At 58.3% G+C, this 25,340-nt stretch carries 22 protein-coding genes and 1 pseudogene; 16 read left to right on the top strand and 7 right to left on the bottom strand.

The window, feature by feature from the left end:
• Positions 1-79 precede the first annotated feature (79 nt).
• The 4 genes from NG898_RS16340 (at position 80) to NG898_RS16355 (ending at position 4,172) form a co-directional block, all read left to right on the top strand.
• Positions 80-1,162: an alkene reductase gene (locus NG898_RS16340; RefSeq protein ID WP_111395328.1), complete on the top strand. Its 1,083-nt coding sequence runs from the start codon at positions 80-82 to the stop codon at positions 1,160-1,162.
• A gap of 54 nt (positions 1,163-1,216) precedes the next feature.
• Entirely contained in the window at positions 1,217-2,005 is a 789-nt protein-coding gene (locus NG898_RS16345; RefSeq protein WP_111395327.1) for an SDR family NAD(P)-dependent oxidoreductase, read from the top strand.
• 264 nt (positions 2,006-2,269) lie between these two features.
• Positions 2,270-3,256, top strand: coding sequence for an acrylyl-CoA reductase (NADPH) (gene acuI, locus NG898_RS16350; protein WP_252693469.1), 987 nt, complete (start codon positions 2,270-2,272; stop codon positions 3,254-3,256).
• Between the two features lie 25 nt (positions 3,257-3,281).
• A complete protein-coding gene (locus tag NG898_RS16355; protein WP_252693390.1) occupies positions 3,282-4,172 on the top strand; it encodes an alpha/beta fold hydrolase in 891 nt (296 codons plus the stop codon).
• 731 nt (positions 4,173-4,903) lie between these two features.
• Here NG898_RS16355 and NG898_RS16360 read toward each other — a convergent pair.
• The 6 genes from NG898_RS16360 to NG898_RS16385 form a co-directional block, all read right to left on the bottom strand.
• Entirely contained in the window at positions 4,904-5,266 is a 363-nt protein-coding gene (locus NG898_RS16360; RefSeq protein ID WP_252693391.1) for an SCP2 sterol-binding domain-containing protein, read from the bottom strand.
• Positions 5,267-5,328: 62 nt separating this feature from the next.
• On the bottom strand, positions 5,329-6,174 hold the full coding sequence (locus tag NG898_RS16365; protein WP_211906896.1) for an alpha/beta fold hydrolase: 846 nt from the start codon (positions 6,172-6,174) through the stop codon (positions 5,329-5,331).
• A gap of 139 nt (positions 6,175-6,313) precedes the next feature.
• On the bottom strand, positions 6,314-7,279 hold the full coding sequence (locus tag NG898_RS16370) for an alpha/beta fold hydrolase (RefSeq protein ID WP_252693392.1): 966 nt from the start codon (positions 7,277-7,279) through the stop codon (positions 6,314-6,316).
• A gap of 158 nt (positions 7,280-7,437) precedes the next feature.
• A complete protein-coding gene (locus NG898_RS16375; RefSeq protein ID WP_252693393.1) occupies positions 7,438-8,700 on the bottom strand; it encodes an NADH:flavin oxidoreductase/NADH oxidase family protein in 1,263 nt (420 codons plus the stop codon).
• Positions 8,678-10,330 (bottom strand): GMC family oxidoreductase, encoded by a 1,653-nt coding sequence (locus NG898_RS16380; RefSeq protein ID WP_252693394.1) that lies wholly within the window; start codon positions 10,328-10,330, stop codon positions 8,678-8,680. Before NG898_RS16380 ends, NG898_RS16375 begins: the two co-directional genes overlap by 23 nt.
• Positions 10,331-10,775: 445 nt before the next feature.
• Entirely contained in the window at positions 10,776-11,381 is a 606-nt protein-coding gene (locus NG898_RS16385) for a TetR/AcrR family transcriptional regulator (protein WP_111395596.1), read from the bottom strand.
• 279 nt (positions 11,382-11,660) lie between these two features.
• Between NG898_RS16385 and NG898_RS16390 the strand changes: the two genes are divergently transcribed.
• From NG898_RS16390 to NG898_RS16410, 5 genes and pseudogenes are all read left to right on the top strand, one after another.
• Positions 11,661-12,245 (top strand): TetR/AcrR family transcriptional regulator, encoded by a 585-nt coding sequence (locus NG898_RS16390; RefSeq protein ID WP_111395597.1) that lies wholly within the window; start codon positions 11,661-11,663, stop codon positions 12,243-12,245.
• Positions 12,246-12,358: 113 nt separating this feature from the next.
• A complete protein-coding gene (locus NG898_RS16395; RefSeq protein ID WP_252693395.1) occupies positions 12,359-14,044 on the top strand; it encodes an AMP-binding protein in 1,686 nt (561 codons plus the stop codon).
• 222 nt (positions 14,045-14,266) lie between these two features.
• A pseudogene (locus NG898_RS26105) lies at positions 14,267-14,584 on the top strand (quinone oxidoreductase family protein); the annotation flags it as partial.
• The gene (locus NG898_RS16405; protein WP_232040199.1) at positions 14,585-15,256 is read left to right on the top strand and encodes a quinone oxidoreductase family protein; all 672 of its coding nucleotides are present in this window, start codon (positions 14,585-14,587) and stop codon (positions 15,254-15,256) included. It abuts the pseudogene before it with no gap.
• A gap of 166 nt (positions 15,257-15,422) precedes the next feature.
• Entirely contained in the window at positions 15,423-16,424 is a 1,002-nt protein-coding gene (locus NG898_RS16410; RefSeq protein WP_252693470.1) for an NADP-dependent oxidoreductase, read from the top strand.
• 1,335 nt (positions 16,425-17,759) lie between these two features.
• On the opposite strand, the gene NG898_RS16420 is transcribed toward NG898_RS16410, so the two are convergent.
• Positions 17,760-18,470, bottom strand: coding sequence for a response regulator (locus NG898_RS16420; RefSeq protein ID WP_252693396.1), 711 nt, complete (start codon positions 18,468-18,470; stop codon positions 17,760-17,762).
• 347 nt (positions 18,471-18,817) lie between these two features.
• Between NG898_RS16420 and NG898_RS16425 the strand changes: the two genes are divergently transcribed.
• The 7 genes from NG898_RS16425 (at position 18,818) to NG898_RS16455 (ending at position 25,320) form a co-directional block, all read left to right on the top strand.
• Complete coding sequence (locus NG898_RS16425; RefSeq protein ID WP_252693397.1) at positions 18,818-19,459, top strand: energy transducer TonB; 642 nt, start codon at positions 18,818-18,820, stop codon at positions 19,457-19,459.
• Between the two features lie 57 nt (positions 19,460-19,516).
• Positions 19,517-20,305 (top strand): MotA/TolQ/ExbB proton channel family protein, encoded by a 789-nt coding sequence (locus NG898_RS26110; protein ID WP_282562199.1) that lies wholly within the window; start codon positions 19,517-19,519, stop codon positions 20,303-20,305.
• 3 nt (positions 20,306-20,308) lie between these two features.
• Positions 20,309-20,740 carry an ExbD/TolR family protein gene (locus NG898_RS16435; RefSeq protein ID WP_045203595.1) on the top strand — a complete coding sequence of 144 codons (432 nt, stop codon included), beginning with the start codon at positions 20,309-20,311 and terminating at the stop codon, positions 20,738-20,740.
• A gap of 27 nt (positions 20,741-20,767) precedes the next feature.
• Positions 20,768-21,199, top strand: a complete 432-nt coding sequence (locus NG898_RS16440) for an ExbD/TolR family protein (protein ID WP_252693398.1) — start codon at positions 20,768-20,770, stop codon at positions 21,197-21,199.
• 67 nt (positions 21,200-21,266) lie between these two features.
• A complete protein-coding gene (locus NG898_RS16445; protein WP_252693399.1) occupies positions 21,267-22,628 on the top strand; it encodes an MFS transporter in 1,362 nt (453 codons plus the stop codon).
• 26 nt (positions 22,629-22,654) lie between these two features.
• Positions 22,655-23,668 (top strand): dipeptide epimerase, encoded by a 1,014-nt coding sequence (locus NG898_RS16450; protein ID WP_252693400.1) that lies wholly within the window; start codon positions 22,655-22,657, stop codon positions 23,666-23,668.
• A 17-nt stretch (positions 23,669-23,685) separates the two neighbouring features.
• Positions 23,686-25,320 (top strand): serine hydrolase domain-containing protein, encoded by a 1,635-nt coding sequence (locus tag NG898_RS16455; RefSeq protein ID WP_252693401.1) that lies wholly within the window; start codon positions 23,686-23,688, stop codon positions 25,318-25,320.
• The last annotated feature ends 20 nt before the right edge of the window (positions 25,321-25,340 follow it).

The raw sequence follows: 25,340 nt of genomic DNA on the forward strand, positions 1-25,340 counted from the left end.
ACCATCATCAAAGTGTTGACACGTTAGATTATGATGATCATCATAAATGCCACTCCTACCTGTGAAAGACCGAACCAACATGACCGAAAAGACGCTTTTCGAACCGTACGTTCTGGGTAAGTTGACGCTCGCCAATCGCATTGTCATGGCGCCCTTGACCCGCAACCGCGCGGGTGCGGGTCTCGTGCCCAGCTCATTGGCTCCGACCTACTACGGCCAGCGCGCCTCTGCTGGCTTGATCATTACCGAAGCTACCCAGGTGTCGGCCCAAGCTCAGGGCTATCAGGACACACCTGGCCTGTACACGCCGGAGCAAATTGATGGCTGGCGCGAGGTTACGGAAGCCGTGCACGCCAAAGGTGGGCTCATCTTCGTCCAGCTTTGGCACGTGGGCCGCGTATCACATGTCGACGTCCAGCCGGGGGGTGCGGCACCCGTCGCGCCGTCAGCGATCCGCGCGGAGACCAAAACCTTCGTCAATAACGGATTTGTAGACGCGTCTGAACCACGCGCCCTCGAACTCGACGAACTACCGGGTATCGTGAACGATTTTCGCCAAGCAGCAGCGAACGCTATCGCTGCCGGTTTCGACGGCGTCGAGATCCACGCCGCTAATGGCTATCTGCTGGAGCAGTTCATCAAAGACGGGGCCAATCAGCGCGCAGATGCCTATGGCGGCTCGATTGAGAACCGCGCTCGATTGGTGCTCGAAGTTGTCGCCGCAGTTACGAAAGAAATCGGCGCCGAACGCACCGGCGTGCGCATTTCCCCCGTTTCCCCCGCGAACGGAATCTCTAGCAGTGATCCGCAGACACAGTACGAATACATCGTCTCGCAACTCAGCGCGCTAGGAATCGTCTATCTGCACGTTGTCGAAGGCGCGACTGGTGGTCCGCGTGATATCGCCCCGTTCGACTATGACGCGCTACGCCGGCAGTTCAAGCAGACCTATCTGGCCAACAACGGGTATGACCTGGAATCTGCCACCGTACAGCTGAACGATGGCAAGGCTGACTTGTTCGCCTTCGGCCGTCCGTTTATCAGCAACCCCGATCTTGTTGAACGCCTGAAGACCGGCGCACCGCTTACACAGATCAACCCGGCCACGCTTTACGGTGGTGGCGCTGCGGGCTACATCGACTACCCGACCATCTCAGGCTGAAGCACACCAGTGCCTGCGCCTTGCCACAACGACCCTTAAAAAAGGAAAGTACCCATGACCAGCCTTCCGACTGTCCTTATCACCGGCGCCTCCAGCGGCATCGGTGCCACCTACGCCAACCGCTTCGCCCGCCGTGGCCACGACCTCGTGCTGGTTGCGCGTGACAAGTCGCGCCTGGATGCCCTGGCAGCGCGTCTGCGCGAAGAATGCAATGTGGCCGTCGAAGTCGTAAAGGCCGACCTCACACACCCCGCCGACCTGTCCGCGCTCGAAACTCGCCTGCGCGATGACTCGCGCATCGGCGTCCTGATCAATAACGCCGGTATGGCTCAGTCGGGCAGCTTCGTCCAGCAGACCGCTGAAGACATCGAACGCCTGATCACACTCAACACCACGGCACCGACGCGGCTCGCTGGTGCGGTTGCCACGCGCTTCGCACAGTCCGGTGCGGGCGCGATCGTCAACATTGGGTCGGTGGTGGGTTTCGCCCCTGAGTTCGGCATGTCCATCTACGGCGCCACCAAAGCCTTCGTGCTATTCCTGTCGCAAGGCTTGAACTTGGAATTGTCGCCCAAGGGCGTCTATGTGCAAGCGGTGCTTCCGGCATCGACCCGCACCGAGATCTGGGAGCGCGCCGGCATTGACGTTAATAGCCTCCCCGAGGTGATGGAGGTCGACGAACTGGTCGATGCGGCACTGGTTGGCTTCGACCGCCGCGAATTGGTCACGATCCCGCCGCTGCATGTTGCAGAGCGCTGGGACGCGTTAGATGGCGCACGCCAAGGATTGATGTCGGACATTCGACAAGCACACGCGGCCGAGCGCTATTTGCCGCACGCCTGAGACTCACCCCTTCTTTCTCGAAACGCACGCCGTGGGTTATTTGCCGAGTACGACAGGTTACGGCGTTGCGCTACCGGCGGCATTTGTTTCACCCGTTGGAGTGGCGCTGCCGGTGCGCATGATGAAAGAAGAGCCGCTAACGACGCCGGTGATGGCGGTGCCAGGGCATCTCACCCTGTCGGCTGATCGAGCAGCCCGTCGCTCAGTTTTTCCCATCCGCATGGGGTCGACAGATGAACCCAATGCATCAAAGGAGCCATGACCATGACATTCAAAGCGCTTCTCGCAGCCAAGACGGGCGATGCAATTTCTACCACCTTGGTCGACTTCGACGAAGTCGACATGATGCCGGGCGACGTCACTATCGCGATTGAATATTCGGCGGTGAATTATAAGGACGCGATGGCGATCACTGGACGCGCCCCAGTAATTCGCGAGTTTCCATTAGTTCCGGGCATCGACTTTTCGGGCATCGTCGAAGCATCGTCGGACACAAGATTCGCGGTGGGCGACCGCGTTGTCGCCAATGGCTGGGGTCTGAGTCAAACACATCACGGAGGTTTCGCGCAGAAGGCACGCGTCAGCGGCGACTGGCTGATCAAGCTGCCTGACGTGTTTTCGACGCGAGATGCCATGGCCATCGGCACGGCTGGATACACCGCAATGCTGTCTGTGCTCGCACTCGAGCACATGGGGCTGACACCTGACAAAGGTGATGTGCTGGTGACTGGGGCAAGTGGTGGAGCTGGGTCCATCGCTATCGCTTTGCTGTACAAGCTCGGCTATAAGGTGGTGGCCTCCACGGGGCGCCTGGAGGAGACCAAGTACCTATGGGAGCTAGGTGCTGCGGAAGTCATTGATCGCCGCACGCTGTCGGAGCCTGGCGCACCGATCGCCAAGGAACGCTGGGCCGGCGCGATCGACTCCGTGGGAAGCCACACACTGGCCAACGTGCTGGCGCAAACGCGCTACCGTGGCGCCGTGGCGGCCTTCGGGCTCGCGCAGGGTGCAGACTTACCCGCTTCCGTCCTCCCTTTCATCCTGCGCAACGTAACCCTAGCAGGCATCGACTCGGTCAACACACCGCAGGACGTCAGGCTGCAGGCATGGGAACGCCTTGCCACCGATCTGGATCTGGGCAAACTTGCACACGCGACACAGGTGATCGGTTTGACCGAAGTGCCTGGCATCGCCAACTCGGTACTCCGAGGCCAGGTGCGAGGTCGCACCGTTGTCAATGTCAACGCATAAAAAACGAAACGCAAAGGAGGCAATGATGACCAAGTCCGATCCAGAAACCCAATCGGCAATGGCCTATGCCGAAGCACCGAACAAGATTGTCAGGACAGAGAGAGGAGCATTCGCCTACCGAGAACTAGGCCCACACGGCGGAGTCCCTCTAATTCTGCTCAACCATTGGGGTGCAGTGCTGGACAACTTCGACCCTCGTATCGTCGATGGCTTGGCTCGCAAGCACCGCGTTATTGCCATTGACTATCGAGGGATTGGTTTATCTGGTGGCATCGCACCGGTAACCGTGGAAGAAATGGCCCGCGATACCATCGCACTGATCCGCACCATGGGTTTCGATCAGGTCGATCTGCTCGGCTTTTCGCTCGGCGGCTTCGTAGCGCAGGACGTGGCTCTAAAGGCACCAACTCTGGTGCGTAAACTCATCCTCACGGGAACCGGTCCCGCAGGTGGTCAGAGCATCGATCGTGTGGGTGCAATCTCTTGGCCACTGATACTGAAGGGCCTGCTGACGCTGCGCGATCCAAAGACTTATCTATTCTTTACCTCCACGGCCAATGGCCGGCAGGCAGCAAAGGCGTTCATGCAGCGACTGAAGGAACGCAAGAACAGTCGCGACAAGGGGCCGACACCTCGCGCTTTCCTCCGTCAACTCAAAGCGATCAAGGCCTGGGGCCAACAGAAGCCGCAGAATCTTACCAGCCTGCCGATGCCTGTCCTGATCGCCAATGGCGATAACGACATCATGGTCCCTACTGCGCTAAGCCACGACATGGCTCGCCGCATTCCCAACGCGCAACTCATCATTTATCAAGACGCAGGGCACGGAGGCATCTTTCAGCACTACGCAGACTTCGTACCCAAGGCATTGGAATTCCTCTCGCACAACGAGAGCAGCGCAGAAGCGCTGAAATGACCGGCAGCGAACAATCGGCGCGGTGTTCCAATGATTTCGAGCTGCGTCGTGATATCCAGCGAGTCATCTCTTCATAACCGTTCCTCCGGGGAACCGACTTCTCATCGCCGGCTGCCTGATCGCAGGAAGTAGGTCCGAGCCCAGTCAACGCCGCGCAAGACCTGATGCTGAGGGTCAGCGAGAGGCGCTCTGGCGATCTTCCGAAACGACAGGCGGAAACTGAAGTGCAGGCGGACACCGGCTCAGGCAAAGTTGCCGGAGGATGCACCAGTTCGCGGTGACCACCGGTCTGGCGAAGCCCGCGCCGACACCAGTCGGCACCGGGCAGAGCCGCGGCAATTCACGCATCGAACCGAATGACAAAACTCTGCAGCGAGACTGTTTGCGGAGATGCAAAGACGATCGGCGCCAACAGAAGAAGACCCCGGGCGATCGTCTGAGTCCCACTATCGCCCTTCGCTTTGATCGGCTGGCACCCTGCCTTCCATCACCCACTCGTGGATGGTCATCAACAGCCCAAGATCGAGTTCCTTTGAAGTTACAGCGCCGAAACGCCGGATCCACATTTCAAAGGCTTCCGCTTGTTTCGTCGAATACTGCAACCCGATAGCTTCAGATTTATTAAGCAAAATCCCCTCCAAGGCTTGTTGGCATTAAAAATTGGCGACCTATAAGACTCACAACCCAACAACTCGGAACCCATCTTTTTCGATGGCCAAATTTTTACATTATTATTGCTTCAAATAATCAGCCAACCTTTGGAACCACATTACTTCAATAAAATCACCGGTGACGACGAGGTCTTGCTGATGCAGCGCGGAGAGAAATGCCTCCTTCCCATCCTTAGTGGAAAGAACAGAGAATCCAATTCTCCCATCTCTGAATGTCAACGTAAATTTCGGATTTTTCGCCAGCCCAGAAGCCGACTTTATTCCTCCATTCTTTACCATGAAGTACCGGCCGCTCCCCTGCATCGTTCGGATCTGAAATATCAAATCCTTCCCCTTTACGTGGCTCACGCAATCGGGATTGCTTTTTGCCGCCCGTTGTAATAGCTTTGCCAGAACCAACAGAACGATTTTGAACCTGAACATGATCTTATCTCAAGCGTCTCATCAAAAAATTTAAGCGAGCGAAATCGACTACTCAGTCAAATCTACTCGTTCAGGAATTGTGTGGCGTGCATCAAGAAGCGCGACGGATACTGGAACTGAGCTGCGTGACCTGCGTCTGGATAGATGAACAATTGGGCGTTTGGAATGTTCTGCGCCATGTGCCAGGAGTTGATTGTCGGAACCATGATGTCATTCACGCCATTAAGAATGAATGTTGGCTGCTTGATCTCCCGCAAATGCACAAAAGGATCTTCGGGATCGAGCTTCGGCAAGTAATACATGTTTGCCTCAAGCTGAGCCTGCGTGACCTCTGGTGAACTAGGCGGATCTTGATCAACGCGCTCATGCCTACGCTTCCAGAAGTCGAGCCCAGCTTGTTTCGCCGCTTCTGACCGACCGAAGAATAGAAACAAGAAGTCCTCCACGGTGGGTACCGGACGCGGCGCCGCATCCATCACACCTGGGTCCATGTCAGGATTGCCTCCACGTGGCCCCGTCCCAAGAAGCATCAGCTTTCGCACAAGGCTAGGATGGCGTCGCGTCAGATCTTGAGCCTGAAAGCCGCCCAGCGAGAATCCTAAGACGTCAACTTTGCGAAGACCGAGCGCACGTATAACGGCGGCCGCATCATCTGCCATATCCTCAATTCTGGTGCGTGGCTTTCCAGAAGAGGAAGCTATGCCGCGGCCGTTGTACAGGATCACCTCGCGCCCTGCGGCCAAGCCGTCCGTCATGAGTGGATCCCAATGGTCCATTCCACCGCGGAAGTGTTGGAGGAAGAACAATGGCGGCTCACCAGTCGTACTGTTACCCCAACGGCGGTAGGCAAATCTGTTGCCATCGACTTCCACGTAATGCGTCGGGGCAGTGAGGTGGGTATAAGTCATGTTGGTCTTCCGGTATGAAGGGGTAAGAGTCGCACTGGATGAGGAAGTCAGGCGACAAATCCCATTCTTAAATTAAATTGATCCCCCTTTTCGCGGGCTCAGTAATGATTTGCGCGCGAAAGGGAAGTTGAACTTCAGGCTATCGAGCAAGGAATTCCAGCGCCTTAGGAACAAATTCCGTGTAGTACTGAAAGATCCCACCGTGGCCAGCATCGGGATAGATGATGAGGCTGCTGTTAGGCAGACGCCGCGCCAGGTCTTCTGAATTCTTAGTTGGAACCATGCGATCGTTATCGCCGTTAACGATGAGCACCGGATTTTTGACAACTGATAGATCCTCTGGCTCCTTCAATCCCCAGACACGCAGCGCTTCCAACTGCGTCAAGAACGCAGATGTGGCGATCTCCTTGTCGCGATTTTCCGAACGTTCCTTCAAACGCTCCAGGAATGCCTTGCCGGCCTCAATACCGTTCGGCGTGCGGGTGAAGAACAAATACTGCTTTGGATCCTGGCGGGTGAGAGCACCACGAAGAACGTCATAAAACGTTACGCCGGATACCGTGCTGATACCTTCACCGCCAGCGGGACCCGTGCCGGCGAGAATCATCTTGCGGACGAGTTGCGGATCTTTGAGCACGATTTCCTGCGCGATCATTCCGCCCATCGAAAAGCCCAACAGGTCGACCTGCTTGAACCCCATAGCTTTGATGAAAGCGATTGCGTCATCGGCCATGTCCTCGATCGAACTCGGCGTTGAATCGCTGGAGGCACCGATACCTCGATTGTCGAACGTAACAATATGGTGTTCCGCCGCGAAACCATCCACGACACGTGGGTCCCAGTTGTCGAGTACGGCCGCCAGGTGCGTAAGGAACACCACCGGCGTGCCGCCATGATTTTTTCCCAACTCTCGGTATGCGAAGTCGACTCCGCCAACCTTGATGGTTTGCGTTGGCACATTCTTCCAGGTGACCGCCTGCTCTTGCTCCGCTGGAGAGGTCATCTTCGGACCGTCCGGCGGAGCGTCGGCTGCCGCTCCCGTCGTTGAAATAAGCGTTGCTGCCAAGGCGAATCCGAGCAGACTTGTCTTCAGTAGGTGATGCACGGCTTTGATTCCAGGTTAGGTAATTGCCAAAGGAGTGTTTTGTGGCCTCCGCCACTCGGAACTCCCGACAAGAAAATTCGGCACTTGCGATAAAGTTCTTGCTTGTGCCCGCGCTGCGTGGCCCGCATAGCGAGCATCAAAAGGAAAAGGGGCGGCAATCAAGCTCTCATGCGCTTGGTGCGGTAGTTTCCCCAGCTGCTATTCACCAAACTTTTGAGAAATGCTATTAAGGCACTTTCGTTCGGGCGAGGGTTACCCCCCTCCGCGATACGCTTCAGTTGGCGCGTATACCAAAGGACCTCCATAATTCCCATGCGATCCACCGGCTTGATGCCCGTCTTGATGGGCCGCACGCGCTGCGAGCTGTCGCGTCCGTTTAGCAAAGCAGCCGGCGCATCAGGATCAATCGCCAATAAGCGAGCGACGCCAACGATGTCGAGTACGCCTGAACTGAGCGCGGCGTTCATGCCCTCGGCCGTGCGAAAGCCCCCGGTCACCATCAGCGGCACTTGGACCTCAGCTCTGACCTTTTCTGCAAACTCCAAGAAGTACGCTTCGCGTGCCGCCGTCGAAGCTTTTTGCGGCTTTTGGAAGGCACCGCTCATGGCTGGCGCCTCATAAGTGCCACCGGAGATCTCGATCAAGTCAATCCCAGCCTCTACGAGCGCGCGGATAGTTGCCATCGACTCCTCTTCGGTGAAGCCGCCCCGTTGAAAGTCTGCTGAATTGAGTTTGATCCCAACCGGGAAATCTGCGCCGACTTGGCTACGGATCTCCGAGTAGACGGCCATTACAAAACGGCGACGTTTCTCGGGAGTGCCACCCCATTCGTCAGTGCGATGGTTGTGATGAGGGGACAAGAACTGACTAATGAGGTATCCATGGGCGCCATGAATCTGCACGCCGCTGAAGCCCGCCTTCTTGCAGATGGCAGCACTGCGCCCGAAACGCTTGATGATGTCGTCGATTTCCGTGGTTGTGGCTTCTCGCGGCGTTTCAAAAAACGCTGCCATGTCTTCACGGAATGGGATAGCCGAGGGCGATAGATTGCTTGCGTTCAGCCCCTTGGGCGACTGCTTTCCGGGATGGTTCAGTTGCACCCAGACAGCCGCACCCTGATCGGTAGCCGCGCGGGCCCATTGCTGCAGGATGAGCAGGTCGGATTCATCTTCGATGACTACGTTGCCGGGTTCGCCGAGCGCTCGGCGATCGATCATCACGTTACCTGTCAGAAGTAGACCAAGGCCCGATGCAGCCCAACGTCGATACAACTCGACGAGCTTGGGCGTGGCATGGTTGTCGTACGTTCCCAGCGTTTCGCTCATAGAAGATTTGGCGAGACGGTTACGAACGATGCTGCCATTAGGCAAGCGTAAGGGCTGGTTCAACAGACTGGCGTTAGATGTGGACTGGCTGGACATGAGGAGTACTCGAGAAGGTGCGGGCTGCAGGTGTTTTCGGTGCAACGTGGGACATTGCGTGTTCGGTCAGCGCGGTGATGGTCAAACTCGGGTTCACGCCGAGATTGGCGCTCAGCATCGAGCCATCACAGATCAACATGTTTTGATAACCAAAGACGCGGTTTTGAGCATTCATCACACCGCGCTCCGGAGAATTCGCCATTGCGCAGCCACCCATGCAATGGGCTGTCGTGGGAATGTTGAACAGAATCTCGGTTAGGAACGCCGTAGGGATGCCGCCGAGTGCCTTTGCCCCCTTTTCAACAAACGCATTTGCCTCGGGGATAAAGGTGGGAATCGGGTTACCGCTAGTAGATAACTGCTTGGCGAATGGCCAATACCAGCGGCGCTTGAACTGCATGTCGATGAACGCATCAACTGTCTGCATCACTACAAACAGGACGGTTTGTCGAGCGAACCCTATGGGGTTATGCACGCGGAACGCTTGAACAGGATGTTTCGCAAGAGTCCACAGCCACGCGAAAATTCGCGTCCATCCTGCACGTCCGCCGCACAACAAGGTCATCATGAGGCCAGTGGCGTCCGAGCCTTCCGGATAACGCACTGCCCCTATGTGCGTTCGCTCGTCGATGTAGACGCCTGCACCACCTGCTACGCCATGTGACATGCTCTTGTCCTTTGCTGGAAAGCGCACGCCGACGAGCGATTCGGCATTGGTACGCACGCGCTTGCCGAGGTCGTCGCTAATGCGCGGCAAGGAGCCTCGTTGTTTCAGACGAAACAACAGTTCCATCGTGCCCAACGAGGAGGCCGCGAACACCACACCCCGGCAGCGGAAGCTGCGCTGCTGCCTGTTAAACCAAGCGGTGGAGCGCTCGGTAAAAATCTCGTAGCCTTCGCTGCCGTCTTCCTTTCCGTTGAGCGGGCGCACGTCCACCACCTTGGTTTCGGCAAAGACTTGAGCACCGCGCTTTTCCGCGAAATAGAGATAATTCTTGTCGAGCGTGTTCTTGGCGTTGTGCTTGCAACCCACCATGCAACCGCCGCATCCAACGCAAGTCCCCCGCTCGGGACCATCGCCATCAAAATACGGATCAGGATAGGTTTTGCCGCCGAGCTCTCCATTTGGCGCGAAGAACGTTGCGACGCGGCCGCTGTGAAAGGTGTTGGCTACACCGTGAAGCTCGGCCATTTTCTTGAGTCGCAGGTCGGCCTCGCCCAAAAGCTTGTTTTCGGTCACGCCCAACATCCGCTCCGCCATGGCGTAGTACCGTGGCATGATGTTTTTCCAGTCTTGCAAGTCGGCCCAGGAACCTTCATCCCAAACTTTGTCAGGGGGAATTAGCAGCGCGTTGGCATAGGTAATAGATCCCCCGCCAACCGCTTTGCCGCTTAAGACCATGACGTGGCGAAACAACCGCATGTTGTAGAAGCCGTGCATTTTCATGCCCGGCAACCACATCCACCGTCGTGCGTCCCAGTTGCTCTTGGGAAAGTCTTTGGCCTCCCAACGCTTTCCCATCTCCATAACACCCACTGAATAGCCCTTTTCGGTTAGGCGGCAGGCAGACACGCTGCCACCGAAGCCGGAGCCAATCACGATGTAGTCGAAGTCATAGGAAATGCTCATAGCCTGCACCTTGAGCTCAGGCTTGCGGCGCGACCAGAGCGTGCTCCGGGGCTCCTGAAATTCATGATTTGTCTCCAATTTATGGTTTATTAGTTCCGACTAGACGAGCCGAACTCGCAGCTAAGGTCAGACGGCGCTGCGACGGCCAGGCTCCTTCCTGACCGACACCGGCAGCAATCCAGATCCAGATTCGATTGCCACCAAGTTTGCGAAAACGGCTGGTCCCGTGTTCAACGCGGGACGATACGAGACCGAGGGGCAGTACATGGACTGATCACGACTAGACTTCGCCAGAGACGCGTGGTCTGGACATCGACAAGAAGGTCATCTGCTCACCACTGCGTTCCCAATCTTCAAGTCCGCCTCCAAAGTCGCTGGCGCAGCCAAAATTATGATGCTCATCATATTTTGGCGCGCCCCGAAAAAATTGCGAAGCGCTGGCGCCCTACCGAGGAGCCGAGCGTGCCTGTGTCGGCGTGTCGTAGAGCTGAATCAATGAGTCTCGAGCCGCCGCCAAAAGTGCACGTCCTTTGGGGTTATCCCCCAACGTGCGCGCTAGTTGCAATGCACCGATGAGCGATCCAGCCACCATACTTGCTGCCTCACGATGCGATGCTGCAAGCGTGGAGCGCACCGCCGAAATAAGCTGCTGCACATGCACAACTGAGGCCTGCCGCACGGATCCCGATTGCCGTGGCATCTCCGTCGCGAGCGCGGCAACGGGGCAACCGCCATCCAGTGAGCTCAAAAACCGATCCGCCAAATAAACCTCGACTAGGCAGCGAAACCCGCTAATCTCCGGGCCAGCCCATTGCCGAGTTACAAGCGCGGCCTCAACGGCGATGTCGCGACTGGCACGCTCGAGCGCTTCCACAAAGAGTGCGTCTCGCGACTTGAAGTGCGCGTAGAAACCGCCGTGCGTCAGCCCGGCCTGATTCATCACCTCAGCAACTCCGAACCCCTCGTAGCCTCGGCTGCGAATAACTCGCGCAGCTGCATCGAGGATGCGCTGATGTGTCTCTTCCTTGCGTCGGCTTCGGCAGCGGTTCATTAATCACTGACTCACAAATATGAGGACCATCATATGATGAGCGTCATGAATGGTCAAGGAAAATTTAGAAGATGTCGCCGGTCGACCACGATAACGGCCGGAGACTTCACACCGTAGCTGACACTCCTAGCGCCGCTCATATTGGTGGGCGCTTCCCCGGTGCGCCGCATGTGACGTTCCTGGGACGGCGGAGCTTGCCGATCAGCCCTCTCCGAATGTTGTGGCGGAACGAAACCTCAACTTGCACTTCGGGGCTCGTTGGAATATGCTAACCATCATATGAAAAGAATCACCCAAAGCCCAAAGGAAATCACACACGAACGGATCGTGGAAGCCGCCGCGCGTGCAATTCGGCGCAGCGGTTACAACGGCACTAGTGTGGCCGATATCATGAAAGCCGCAGGACTAACGCACGGCGGCTTCTACGCGCATTTCGAGTCTCGTGAGGCGATGCTTGCCGAAGCGGCTGACCGTGCAGGGTCGGAAAGCGTGGCGATGATGGAGCACGTTGCTGCCACTACTCCACCCGAAGAAACACTTCGGGCGATGGCCCAAGCGTATCTTTCCCAAGAGCACTTGGAGGGCATGGAAACCGGTTGTGGTACTGCGGCGCTTGTCTCGGAAATGCCCCGACAAACAGCCGAAGTTCGGCGAGCCGCCACGCGGCGGATCAAGGAGATGATTGACCTCGTAACGCGCCAATTACCCAACTGGGGGCAACCTGGCGCGCATGAGCAAGCCCTCGTTATCGTCGCCATGATGGTCGGCACATTAACGCTCGCACGTGCCGTCGACGACCCCAAGCTTTCCGAGGCCCTGCGTGATGCCGCGCTAAGTCAACTGGGCCCCACACGCAGCAACTGACCATTAATGCCGCTACTTCTGCGGCACTCCTTTGCTCAGAAATATGACAATCATCATACGGACATCATGGCGGGCATGTCGTGCCAATGAAAAGCAACTGCCGGCCGCAACGCATGGCAACTCCCACCGGTAGTCACAGCGAGGACAGCATGGAAAGAATTTGGCACAAGATCTATGGAAGCGACATTCCGTCCGAGATCGACCATCGCCGCTACCGTTCAGTCGCACAGCTCATTCAGGAGGCGGTGGAGCAATACGCGCACCTTCCGGCCTTTGTCGCGCTCGGTGGCGAACTGGCCTATCGGGACGTCGATCGTCTGTCTCGGCAGTTCGCGGCCTACTTGCAGGGCGAGCTTGGAATCAAGAAGGGGGATCGCGTCGCGTTGATGTCCCCGAATATCTTGGCCTTCCCGGTGGCCATGTTCGGCATCATCCGCGCGGGCGCAGTGCAGGTGAACGTCAATCCCCTCTACACGGCACATGAGCTTGCACATCAACTGGTGGATGCGGACGTCGACACTGTCATCGTTTTTTCCGGAGCGACAAACACACTGGTGGAAGCGATGGAGTCCGTATCGATCCGACATGTCGTCGTTGCCGAGGCCGGCGACCTTGGAGACAGCCCCTCTCCACGCAGCCCATTGCCGCGGGAGCTGACCAAATTTACGTGGTTCTCTGACGCACTCGATGCAGGCGCTGGACTCGTCTTCGAGCCGGTCGACCTGAATCACGATGATCTGATCTATCTTCAGTACACCGGCGGCACGACGGGTGTCCCCAAGGGAGCTGCTCTCTCGCACGGCAACCTCATCGCCAACATCCTGCAGTTCAAGTCCTTCGCGCCGCGCATTTTCGGGGAAGGCCGCGATCTGGTGATCACTGCGTTACCGCTGTATCACATCTTTGCGCTGATGGTGAACTGCCTGAGCTTCTTTTCGGCAGGCGCAAAGAATGTACTCGTAGCCAATCCACGCGATATCGATTCACTCGTCGCGACTTTTGAGAGGCATCGCTTCTCCATCGTCACGGGCGTCAATACTTTGTTCGCCAACCTGATGGCACATCCCCGAATCCATCAAATGGACTTCTCTTCCCTTCGCCTGGCTCTTGGAGGGGGAAGTGCAATTCTAAAAGGGACTTCGGACAAGTGGCACTCGCTCACTGGACAGCACATCAAGGAGGGGTTCGGCATGTCGGAAACCTCCCCAATCGTCACCCTGAACCCTCTGCATCTTGAGGACTTCTCGGAGACCGTTGGCATTCCATTGCCGTCGACCGATGTGTCATTGCGCGACGATGACGGACATGAAGTCGGGATCGGGGAGCCAGGAGAACTCTGTGTGCGCGGCCCTCAAGTCATGCGCGGTTACTGGCGCCGTGAAGAAGACAATGCCACGTCCTTCTGGGCTGACGGTTTTCTACGCACCGGTGACATTGCCATATGCGATGCAAACGGATTCATCAAGATCGTCGACCGCCGAAAGGACATGGTGCTCGTCTCCGGTTTCAATGTGTTTCCCAACGAAATCGAGGCCGCGGTCGCTTCCTGTCCCGGCGTTCTGGAGTCAGCCAGCGTTGGTGTTCCCGACGGCAAGACAGGCGAAGCGGTGCACTTGTTTGTCGTCAAGGAGCCGCATGCGGAGCTGACTGAAGAGCAGATCCGCGAACACTGTCGTGCTCGCTTGGCAGCGTACAAGCAACCGAAGTTTGTTGAGTTTGTTTCTGAGCTGCCGAAGTCAGCGGTTGGCAAAACACTGCGAAGAGCTTTGCGATCCTCGACGACAGGGATAGAAACGTAGAAACATCATCGACTACCGAACCGCAACCACTCGGCAATTGCAGTCAATGACGCAGGCAAGTCCATCGGCGGAGCATCGCTTCGTAAGAAGCGTAGCGAAATTGGTGCAGCGATTCGATCGCCTTGCCCTCGTTTGCAAAGGACGGCGGATGCCGACCAGAGCGACAACCTTTTACAGCAGAGCGCATAGCGCTACTAACACCTCTGATTCGGAGAGCAGCAAATGAAAGCTGTACGTTTTCACAACACAGGCGGCCCTGAAGTTCTCACCTACGAGGACGTCCCTGACCCAACACCAAACGATGGCGAAGTTCTAATCCGGATCGAAGCGGTTGGAATGAACTTCGCGGACGTCATGCGACGGCGTGGGGACGACTATCCGGATCCGTCCCCTACGCCCTTCACATTGGGAGCGGAAGTCGCAGGTACTGTAGTCGCCGTTGGAAATGGAGTCACTTCGGTAGTCGTCGGGACACCAGTCCTTGCGACCCCAGGCGCAGGGGGATACGCGCAATACATTTGTGTTCCGGCGGCGCTTGTCATGCCACTGCCTCCTGGCATCGATTCCGTCCAAGCGGCAGCACTAGTGGGTCACGGCCTGACCGCCGCGCTATCGCTGCGGAAGGCTGCACAACTGAAGGCGGGCGAAAGCGTCTTGATTGAAGCGGCTGCCGGCGGCGTTGGATCGTTCGCCGTACAACTTGCAAAGCTATACGGCGCCAGCAAAGTCATCGCCGCAGCCAGCACGCCGGAAAAGCGAGCTATTGCTGAACGTCTCGGAGCCGATGCGTCGGTCGACTACACCACGCCCGGCTGGGCTGACAAGGTGCGACAACTGACGGGCGGTCGCGGCGTAGACGTCGTGCTGGAAATGGCTGGAGGTGACGTGGTCGGCCAAGCGCTTGACACCCTTGCACCATTCGGCCGGATGGTTTTTCTCGGACAGTCCAGTGGACAAAGCACCCAGATCGATCCTTGGCAGCTCACCGTGCCGAACCGCACCGTGACCGGGTTCTATATCGGTGCCTACTTGGCGTTCCCCGACCTAGTCCAGTCAACGCTGAATGAAATTATGGGATTCATCGTTACAGGAAAACTCAAGCTTCAGGTAGGAACAGTATTACCGCTCTCACAGGCGCCATTCGCTCATCAGCTTATGGAGGGGCGACGGACCACCGGGAAGGTCGTTCTTCAGCCTTGGGCCGACCTCTGATACGGCAACCTCGCGCGTTGGCGATACGAACAAGCCATAACCAGAGCGACGAAGCCGCTCTTGCGTAAGCAGTGGATCGAAATTCGTCGTGGGTGGCGGCGCCGCCTTTCCTGGACTGGATTTAGCACCCACCCAAGATATCGACAAAAATATTCAGGGAATAATTATGAAAGCACTAATCTTAAAACGATACGGAAAAGTCGATCAGCTAGATTTTTCCGACATTCCTCAGCCCGAGATAAAACCGGACGAGATCCTCGTTAAGGTTCACGCTGCAGGCGTGAACCCCATTGATTACATGATTCCGAAAGGAATGTTCAAGCCAATCCTGAAGTTTAGGCTGCCGACAACGATGGGTAGCGATGTTGCTGGTGTGGTGGTTGAGGTCGGGAATCGCGTGACGCGCTTCAAGCCAGGTGATGCAGTTTTCGCGAGTACTTTCGACCTCAATATCGGAACCTTCGCCGAATTTGCTGTCCTTCCAGAGCGTGCGGCCGCGATGAAGCCGACGAGCCTTGACTTCGTTGAAGCGGCCTCGGTTCCGATGGTCGGGCTCACATCTTGGCAAGCGCTCAAAGAGCGTGCACGTCTCAAGCGCGGACAAAAGGTATTTATCCCGGCCGGTTCCGGAGGCATTGGCACATTCGCCATTCAACTGGCCAAACACCTGGGAGCGAAGGTTGGAACGACCACCAGTACGGGCAATGTGCGGCTGGTTCGCGACCTCGGAGCTGATGAAGTCATCGATTATAAAAAACAAGAATTTGAAACAGTTCTGAAAGGATATGACATCGTCCTTGGCACAGTCAGGGGAGATGGAATTGAAAAATCCCTTCGGATATTGAAACCCAACAGCAACGTCGTCTCGCTAATCGGCCCGCCGGATGCCGCGTTCGCTCGGGCCAGAGGAATGAACTTCCTCATGAAAATTGTATTCGGCTTGCTTAGTGGAAGCATAATTAGAAAAGCAAAGAAAAGCGATATAAATTACTCATTCTTATTTGTTCGCCCCGATGGCCTCCAGCTTTCAGAAATCGCGGAACTTATCGATGCTGGAGCTATTCACCCGGTGATCGACAAGGTGTTTCCATTCAGTCAAGCAAAGGAAGCACTTGCCTATCTTGAAAACGGCCGAGCAAAGGGGAAAGTTGTACTGCAGATGGCATAGAGGAGATTGGCTCCTGGACACCTTCCAGCCTCCGACATGAAGCCCTTTAACGGGCATTAGCTCAGGCAGGGGGACATCAACTCCGCGTGTGGCCTCCCGATTCACCCGTCAGCGACAGGGCTTCTGTATGGACCGGAAGCTACGGCGGTTTTACGTTTGCTCATCTCGAAGTTCCGACGAGATGGTAGCCATCGCTTGAACAATCGTTGTGTCTCTGAGCGCTCTTCTCTCTGTGAGCGCTTGGTTTTGGGCGTCGATGCAAATCGACGCCCATTTTTTTTTGCAGCATCAATGGGTGCCAATCTCTGAGCCGATGCACCGATTGGCAGTTATGCGCTATGCAACAAGCGTTGCGATCGGCTCTTCGCGTTGCCGATCCTGTCACTTGTGAGCCTGTGCCGCGGGATGGCAGAACCCAAGGCGAACTCTTACTCCGCGGCAACATCGTGATGAAGGGCTACCTGAAAAATCCCGAAGCTAGACTCGCTCGAAGGGGTCGGTGTGCGGCGCCTCCGGAAAGTTCAGAGTTACGTGAACCAAAACGCGGATAGTTCAAAGTTAAGCGAACCAAGAGTTCAAAGTTGGCCGAGCACTTCCGTCGGAAACGTCCATAAATCCTGACCTGCTGGTTCAGCGTTGAGTGAATCTCGACAGTTGTCGAGATTCACTCAACGCTGAACTTTGTTCGCTCAACTCTGAACTCCTGGGGCTCCTCACTAACCTCATTTCTCAAAAATACCTTTCCCCTCAGTGATTTAGCTGACGCCACCCCTGTGAGTCTGGACAACGAATGGGGTCCTACTCTCGCCGAGAGAGGCGGGAACCTCCCGCTCCAGCCCGGAAAACGAGCACCAAGAATCACAAGAAAATATGCACGGATGAGCCCCGCGGGACTCGTGGAAAGGTGAGAAGACACGGGAGTATTTGTCTTCGCTGGGGCGAGAACACCTCGCCGCTGCTCTGAAACAGCGGCTTGATCGCCGCGGGCGCCCCATTCACAGCTAGTTTTCATAGGAAAGCGCTGCTCGGCGTTCCAATCGTCGCAGCGAAGTCTCCGCAGGCGCCTTTCTCTACTCTGAGAACGCGCAATCGTAGTTGTGCGGCTGCCCAGTGGACTGTGCCTATACAGGCACTCAAGAAAGAGAAAGTACGTGCCTGAGTTACTCGCAATCCTTGCGCTTCTAATCTGGAGCTCGCTAGCCGTTTCGGCGGTTGCGCTGACCGGCGTCCCCGCGCTTTTCTCCACTGGCATTGCCCTGGCAATCGGCGGCGCTTGTGGACTTCCCTGGATTCGATGGCGAGAACTATCCCGTTCTGCAGTACTGCTACCCACGCTCAATGCTGCTTGGTATCAAGCATGTAGCCTTCCCCTCGAATCGTACGAATGAGCTTGGGTTCCTTGATGTCCTCTCGCAACTTGTGACGCAAGCGCGATATCTGCACGTCGATGCTGCGGTCAAATGCATCGGTTGACTTGCCGCGTGCGGCATCCATCAAGTATTCGCGACTTAGTACGCGCCCTGGGGCTGCAAGAAATGCATTGAGCAGGCGGAACTCGGCGTTCGACAGTGGGATGACCGTATTGTCGGCAGCGATCAAATGGCGGCCAATGAGGTTCAGACGCCAGTTTGCGAATCGGCACTCTTCCTGGGTATCGGCATGCGCATGCAGTTGGGCGCGCGTGCGGCGCAGGATGGTCTGGATACGCGCCACCAGCTCACGAGGCTCGAACGGCTTGACGACGTAGTCGTCCGCGCCCAGTTCAAGCCCTACGATCCTGTCCGTCATCTCGCCGCGTGCCGTCAAGATGATGATCGGGATATCCGACTTCGCACGAATTTCGCGACATAGATCGAGTCCATCGCCATCAGGCAGCATCAGATCCAGGACGACAATATCGGCTGTGCCATTGGCAAGCGCACGATGCATATCGGCACCGTTGGCGGCTTGCGTGGTGACCATGCCGAAATCGGCCAGGCAATCACACAGCAAGCCCCTGATCTGCGCGTCGTCGTCGACAGCGAGAACATGAATAGATTTGGTCACGGTGTCTCCCCCTCTCCGGTGTCGTAGCGGCAGCGTGCCACGCTCGCTCCCATGGAATTATGAGGCGCCAATATAGGGGCTTTTTTGTACGGATTATTTCAGTCTTGAAATAATCGACGTGGGTGCTGTTGCGCATACATCCACGGTCAAGCGTCCCGCAACATTCGGGGCGCGCCGGTGGCGCAACGAGATGTGCGCTTTACACGCGCCATCGCGCCACGCTCTCCAGCTGCTTCCCGCGCATTCCGCTTCGTATCAACCTCGATACAAAGTCGAGATGAAGTGGAAATGCCCAGGCTTTAACGTGCTCCTCAACAAGACCTATCAAGGCAGGAGACACGTGGCATATGAACTACGCCCAACCCAAACCGCACGCTCGTCGAATGGCTGGCATTGCATTCGTGATCGCATTGCATGTGGTGATCCTGTACGCGCTGCTGAGCGGTATCGCAACGAACGTCGTGAAGATCATCACGACGCCGATCGAAACGCGTCTGCTTGAAGAGATCAAGCCTCCGCCCCCGCCCCCACCGCCTCCCAAGAAGCTGGCGGAGCCCCCGCCGCGGCCGAAGCACGTTGCGCCACCCCCGTTTGTGCCGCCGCCGGAAGTGCATACCGCCACACCACCGCCACAAGACACCATCACCGCCCAATCGGCCACACCAACGCCGTCTGCACCGATCGCGCCTCCAGCGCCGGCGCCGGCACCCGCGCCAGTTGCCGCAAGTGTGGGCGTTGTGTGCCCGAACTCGACGCAGGTGCGTGCAGGCATCCGCTATCCACGTGAAGCGATCAACGACGGCCTCACGGGCGATGTTGTCGTGGCGTTCACGGTGGGCACCGACGGCAACGTGAAAGACCTGCGTGTCACCACGTCCGCCGCACCTGTGTTGGATCGCGCGGCCGAGAACGCCGTGCGCCAATTCCACTGCATCGCGCAAGGCCAGGAGGTGCGGGTGCAGGTGCCTTTCTCTTTCAAGCTCGATTGAGGCTGCAAGCGACAGCCAATGCCATCACGTTGTTTCAACACGTTCCAGGAGACAAATATGTTCAAACGCTTCTACCCAGCTGCCGCCGCCGTCGCTCTGACGCTGGCAACCAGCGCTGCGCATGCCGCCACCGATGCGGTAACGAATCCATACGGCCTCGAGGCGCTTTGGAAAGGCGGCGATCTGATTGCTCGCGGCACACTGCTGATCCTCATCGTGATGTCGATGGGCAGCTGGTACATCATCGTTGCGAAGCTGCTTGAACAGGCCCGTGTGCTCCGCCGGGCAAAAACTGCCGAAGAGGTCTTCTGGACTGCACCCACGCTCGCAGACGGCGCACGCGCGCTCAACGAGGACTGCCCCTTCCGCTTCATTGCACAGGCCGGGCTGTCAGCATGGGACCACCACGATGGCGCGATGCTCGAACAGATCAGCCTGGACACGTGGGTTACCACCGCTGTTGAGCGCGCGACCAACACCGTTTCCAATCGCCTGCAGGACGGCCTCTCTTTCCTGGGTACCGTCGGGTCAACCGCGCCATTCGTCGGGCTGTTCGGCACGGTGTGGGGCATCTATCACGCGCTGACGGCCATCGGCATTGCCGGCCAGGCATCGATCGACAAAGTTGCCGGCCCCGTGGGCGAAGCATTGATCATGACCGCTATCGGCCTGGCCGTGGCCGTGCCGGCTGTGCTCGGCTACAACTGGCTGGTACGGCGCAACAAGGCGGTGATGGAGCGTGTGCGCGGCTTCTCCGCCGAGCTGCATACCGTTCTCTTCACAGGCAAGACCACCGCTGCCGCTGCCGCCGCAACGCGGTCCATGGCGATTGCTCGCGTGGGGTGAGCCATGGCCATGTCCGTCGGAACTGGCAGCAGTGACGAGCACGATGAGGTGATGTCCACCATCAACACGACGCCATTGGTGGACGTGATGCTGGTGCTGCTGATCATCTTCCTGATCACCATTCCGGTGGTCTCGCACACCGTGCCCGTCACGCTTCCCAAAGAAGCCGTCCATCCGCTTCAAACCACTCCCCAGAACGTGATCCTCGCGGTCACGAAGGACGGCGACGTGTTCTGGAATGAAGGTCATGTGCCGGACACCCAAACGCTGGTCGACAGGCTCAAGACGGTGGCCGTGCAAAAGCCGCAGCCGGAAGTGCACATCCGTGGCGACCTGGATGCACGTTACGCCGCCATCGGGCGTGTCGTCCTCGCCTGTCAACGCGCCGGTATCGCGAAAGTGGATTTCATTACCGAAGCACCGCCGCGCCAATAACCCATTCACACCAAAAGGAGGCCCGTCATGGCAATGACGATGCATGGCGGCAACGGCGATGAGGCCGAGGTCATGGTCGAGATCAACACCACCCCTTTGATCGACGTGATGCTCGTGCTGCTCATCATGCTCATCCTCACGATCCCCATCCAAACGCATGCGGTGAAGCTGGACATGCCGACCGATGCGCCAGCGCAGCCTCAGCAGGCACCGCCGACCATCGTCCAGATTGACGTCGCACCCGATGGCTCGCTCGCCTGGAATGGCGAACCGGTGGCTTCCCGTGCGCAGCTGGAAACCCGGCTTGAGGCAGTCAGCGCAGACCCCGCGCCAACTGAGTTGCACCTGCGTCCTGACAGGGCGGCGCCGTATCGCGCCGTTGCCATGGTCATGGCGTCCGCCCAGCGGCTGGGTGTGAAGCGCATCGGGCTGGTCGGCAACGAGCAGTTCATGCCGTAAGCGGCCCCGCGCGGCCGCCCGTTCGTTCGGTCACTCTCTCGCCTCCTCCTCAATTGTCGGCTCCGCCATGTTCGACTCGAAACTCGACTTACCTTCCCCCGCCATGGGGATCTCCGCCCCAAGGGAAGCGTCCGCTGGTGCGCTTGCCTGGTTCGGCCTTGCGGTACTCGTGATCGTCGCGTTCTTTGCCAATATCGACCGGCAGATACTTGTTCTCCTTACAGAACCGATCCGGCAGGACTTCGGTCTCTCCGACTTGCAGATCGGCCTGCTGCAAGGCGCCGGCCTCGCGCTCTTTGCGGGCGCGGCGGCGCTACCCATCGGATGGATCGCAGACCGCGTCGACCGTCGCCTCGTGCTGGCGGTGTGCATCCTGGTCTGGAGCGCAGCGACTGCCACCTGCGGGCTCACCACCGGCTTCTGGCAACTCTTCATCGCCTCGATCGGATTGGGCATCGGAGAGGCTGGATTGATGCCCATCATCTACGGCATGATTCCCGACCTGTTTCCCGCACGACAGCGCGTGCTCGCCAACTCGGTGTTCGCGCTGGTCAACCTGCTCGGCGCCGGTGCGGGCATGGCCCTGGGAGGCGCGCTGTTGCAAGGCGTCACGACGATGCACGGCACGCTACCCGGTGCGTTGGCCGGCTTCTCGCCATGGCGCCTGGCCTTCTTTGCCGTTGCCATCCCCGCGCCGCTTCTAGTCATTCTGGTCGCCATGATCCGCCCTAAGCACGGCGAGCGCAGCACGAACATACGCGCCACCGAGCATGTCGCCACATCACCCTTGACCGCACGCGTCTACTTCACGCGTGAACGGGCCATGATGGCGAAATTCTTCGGCGCGATTGCCTTGGTCAACATGGCTTTCACGGGCATTACCACCTGGATGCCCATCGTTGCCGTCCGGAGTTTTGGCGCGGCGCCGGCTGCGGCTGGCGGTGGGTTGGGGGCCGCGGCCACGATCGGCAGCGTCATTGGCTGCGTTCTGGGCTGGCTGATCGCTCGCCGCCTCAGCCCTCGCTTCGGCGTGTTGGCTCCGCTGCGTGTGTGCGAGTGGGGCGCGCTTGCCGCGGCGCTCACTTCCGTCGGCTACCTGACGGCCACTTCGGTGACATTCGTCTACAGCCTCTTTGGACTGCAATTCGCTTGCATTGTTGCCGGCATGGTGCTGTTTCCCGCAATCATGCAAAGCATTTGCCCCGCGCACCTGCGCTCGCGCGTGGCCGCCATCGGCGTGCTAACCACCATCGTCGTTCAAGCCGGTAGCCCGGTCTTCATCGGCGTGATGTCGGATCGCTTGCAGGCGGTCAACCACGGTCTCCTCGTAGCGATCATTGGCGTCGCCCTGGTTGGCTTCTCTTCAGCTTGCGTACTGATGCGCGCCGCCGGTAAAGGCGTACGCGAAGCGATTGAGCGCTACGCATAACACCCTCCCATCACCAAACGAACACCATGGATCGCAGTTCTCTCTCGATTCGAATCGAGTACTGGCCGCTGGCCGCGCCTTTCAGAATTACCGGATATCTCGTCGATGCTGCACGTGTGGTCGTCGTGACAATCGCTGACGCGCACCATGAAGGTGTCGGTGAAGCGGCCGGCGTCTTCTATCTTGGCGAGACGCCCGAATCGATCGCGGCGCAGATCGAAGCGGTACGGCCTTCTATCGAACGAGGCATCACCCGCGCGCAGTTGCTGACGCTGCTGCCATCGGGCGGCGCACGCAATGCGGTAGACGCAGCGCTTTGGGCATTGGAATCGAAACGTGAAGCGTTGCCGGTCTGGCGCGTCGCGCAGCTTCCGCCACCGCGCCCCCTGCTGACCACGATGACTATCGGTGTCGATACCCCACAGGCGATGGCGAGCAAGGCGCGTAGCCTGCGCCAAGCCCGAGCGCTCAAGATCAAACTCGATGGCAGTGTGCGCGATGCCAGCCGCCTGTTGTCGATTCGTGAGGCGCGACCTGACGTGTCGCTCTCAGTCGATGCCAACCAAGGCTGGTCGCGCGCTCACCTCGATACGATGCTTCCGGTGTTGCAGCAAGTCGGCATCGACATGCTGGAGCAGCCGTTCGCCATCGGTGCTGACGCCTGCCTCGATACGTTGGACTATCCGATACCCCTGGCCGCCGATGAATCGTTCCAGGATGTTAAGGACCTGCCCAGCGTCGTTCGTCGATACGACATCGTCAACATCAAGCTCGACAAGTGCGGGGGACTCACACGCGCGCTTGAACTCGCCGCCACCGCACGGTCTGCAGGCCTCTCCATCATGGTTGGATGCATGCCGGGCACGTCATTGGCCATCGCACCCGCCTTCCTCTTAGGACAATTGTGCGATCGCATCGACCTCGATGGCCCGTTGTTTCTCAACAGGGATCGTGCGGTTGGCGCCCAGTACTCGGACGGCCTCTTGTTGTGCCCGGACGACGCCTGGGGGTCCGCCGTTACCAATGCCATGCTCCCGTAACGTCCACCGCGAAGCCAATGAATTCTTCACTAGCCGCGAGACTCGACGCCCTCTTTGCACCGTATCAGCGTAGTGACACACCGGGCCTGGTCGTGGGTATTACGCACGGTGCCGCGCTGCGCTATCGCCGTGGCTTTGGCATGGCCAGCTTGGAGCACAGCGTCGCCAATACGCCATGCACCCGCATGCGCATCGGGTCCGTCACCAAGCATTTCGCTTGCTTGGCCGCCATGCTGCTCGTCGAGGCCGGCAAGCTCGACATTGATGTGCCGGCGCGCCGCTACCTCCCAGAGCTTCCCGCGCGGAACAGCGACCCCACGCTTCGCCAGTTCATGAACCATTCCGGGGGGGAGCGGTGCTTTCTTGATCTCTTCATGCTCACACAGGGATTGAGCATGGTTCCCGCCGGTGCTGCATTGGCGATGCAGGCACGGCAGTCCGAGCACAACTTCCCTGCGGGCGAGCGCGCCATGTACACCAACGGCGGCTATCAGATGCTGTCGATCGTGATTGAACGCATCAGCGGCATGTCGTTCGAGGCGTTTCTGGCGGAACACCTCTTTGGTCCGATGGGCATGATCGACACCATTGCGGCGCCCCACGATATGCAGATCCTGCCTGGCATGGCGACATTGCATGTACGGGACGCCACGAGCGGCTGGGAGCGCGGGCTACTGCCAGGATGGCGCTGCCTGGGCGAGGGTGCCATCGTATCGACGGCGGATGACATGCTGGGCTGGATCGCACACCTGCGCAGCGAGAAGCGCATTGGCTCCGCTGCCACGTGGCGTGAAATGCTGACCCCGGTCCGCTTTTTCGACGGAGAGATCGGCACTTACTCGCTCGGCCTCATGCAGACACGCTATCGCGGCGTCTCGATGCTGCACCACTCCGGTGGATCGATCGGCGGTGCCTGCCAGATGTTGACGGTGCCTGAGCACGCCCTCGACATCGTGATCATGACAAACGCGGACACGATCGATCCGATCGCGTTATCCAAGCGCGTGATCGACATCATGCTTGAGGCGCATCTCACCACAGTGGAAAGTCGCCCCGCAACGTCCGTTGAATATCCTGCGTGGCTGGGGACGTACCACTCATGCGAAACGGGCGCCTACTGCGAAATTGTCGACCGCGATGGCACGCTGCATCTCATTCACCACAACCTGGTCATTCACCCGCTGCCCCTCAAGTTGGTGCCCAACCGGCCGAGGACACTGGCACTGGATGAAGGCCCCGAGGGTGCGCTTTATCTAAAACTCCACAGCGACGGAAGGCGTCTCGACATGACGCAGTGCGGGCAAAGCCAGACGCTGGACCGCCTCGCCAATGCGGCGCTTCATGCAGCCGACGCGGCCAACGGATTGGTCGGGCGTTACCTCAGCCTGGATGCCGATGCGCTTGCGATCATCAAGCAGGAAAGCAATGCTCTGGCAATGTCTGTCCAAGGCAGGCACGGCGCCGCTCACTACCGTCTCGACCCAAAATCGAACGACATGCTTGCCTTCACGCCGCACGCCCCCAGCAGCATGGCGTATGGCGCAATGCGCCTCTCACGCGACAGCGGCGGGAACATCTCGTGTTTCCGGCTCGACACCTGGCGCACGCGCAATTTGCTGTTCACTCGCATTGACGACGATACAACCCCATGACAAGCCCATCGAGAGAATGC

This window comes from Ralstonia mojiangensis (assembly GCF_023955645.1).
In the GTDB taxonomy this organism is placed as follows: Bacteria; Pseudomonadota; Gammaproteobacteria; order Burkholderiales; family Burkholderiaceae; genus Ralstonia; species Ralstonia mojiangensis.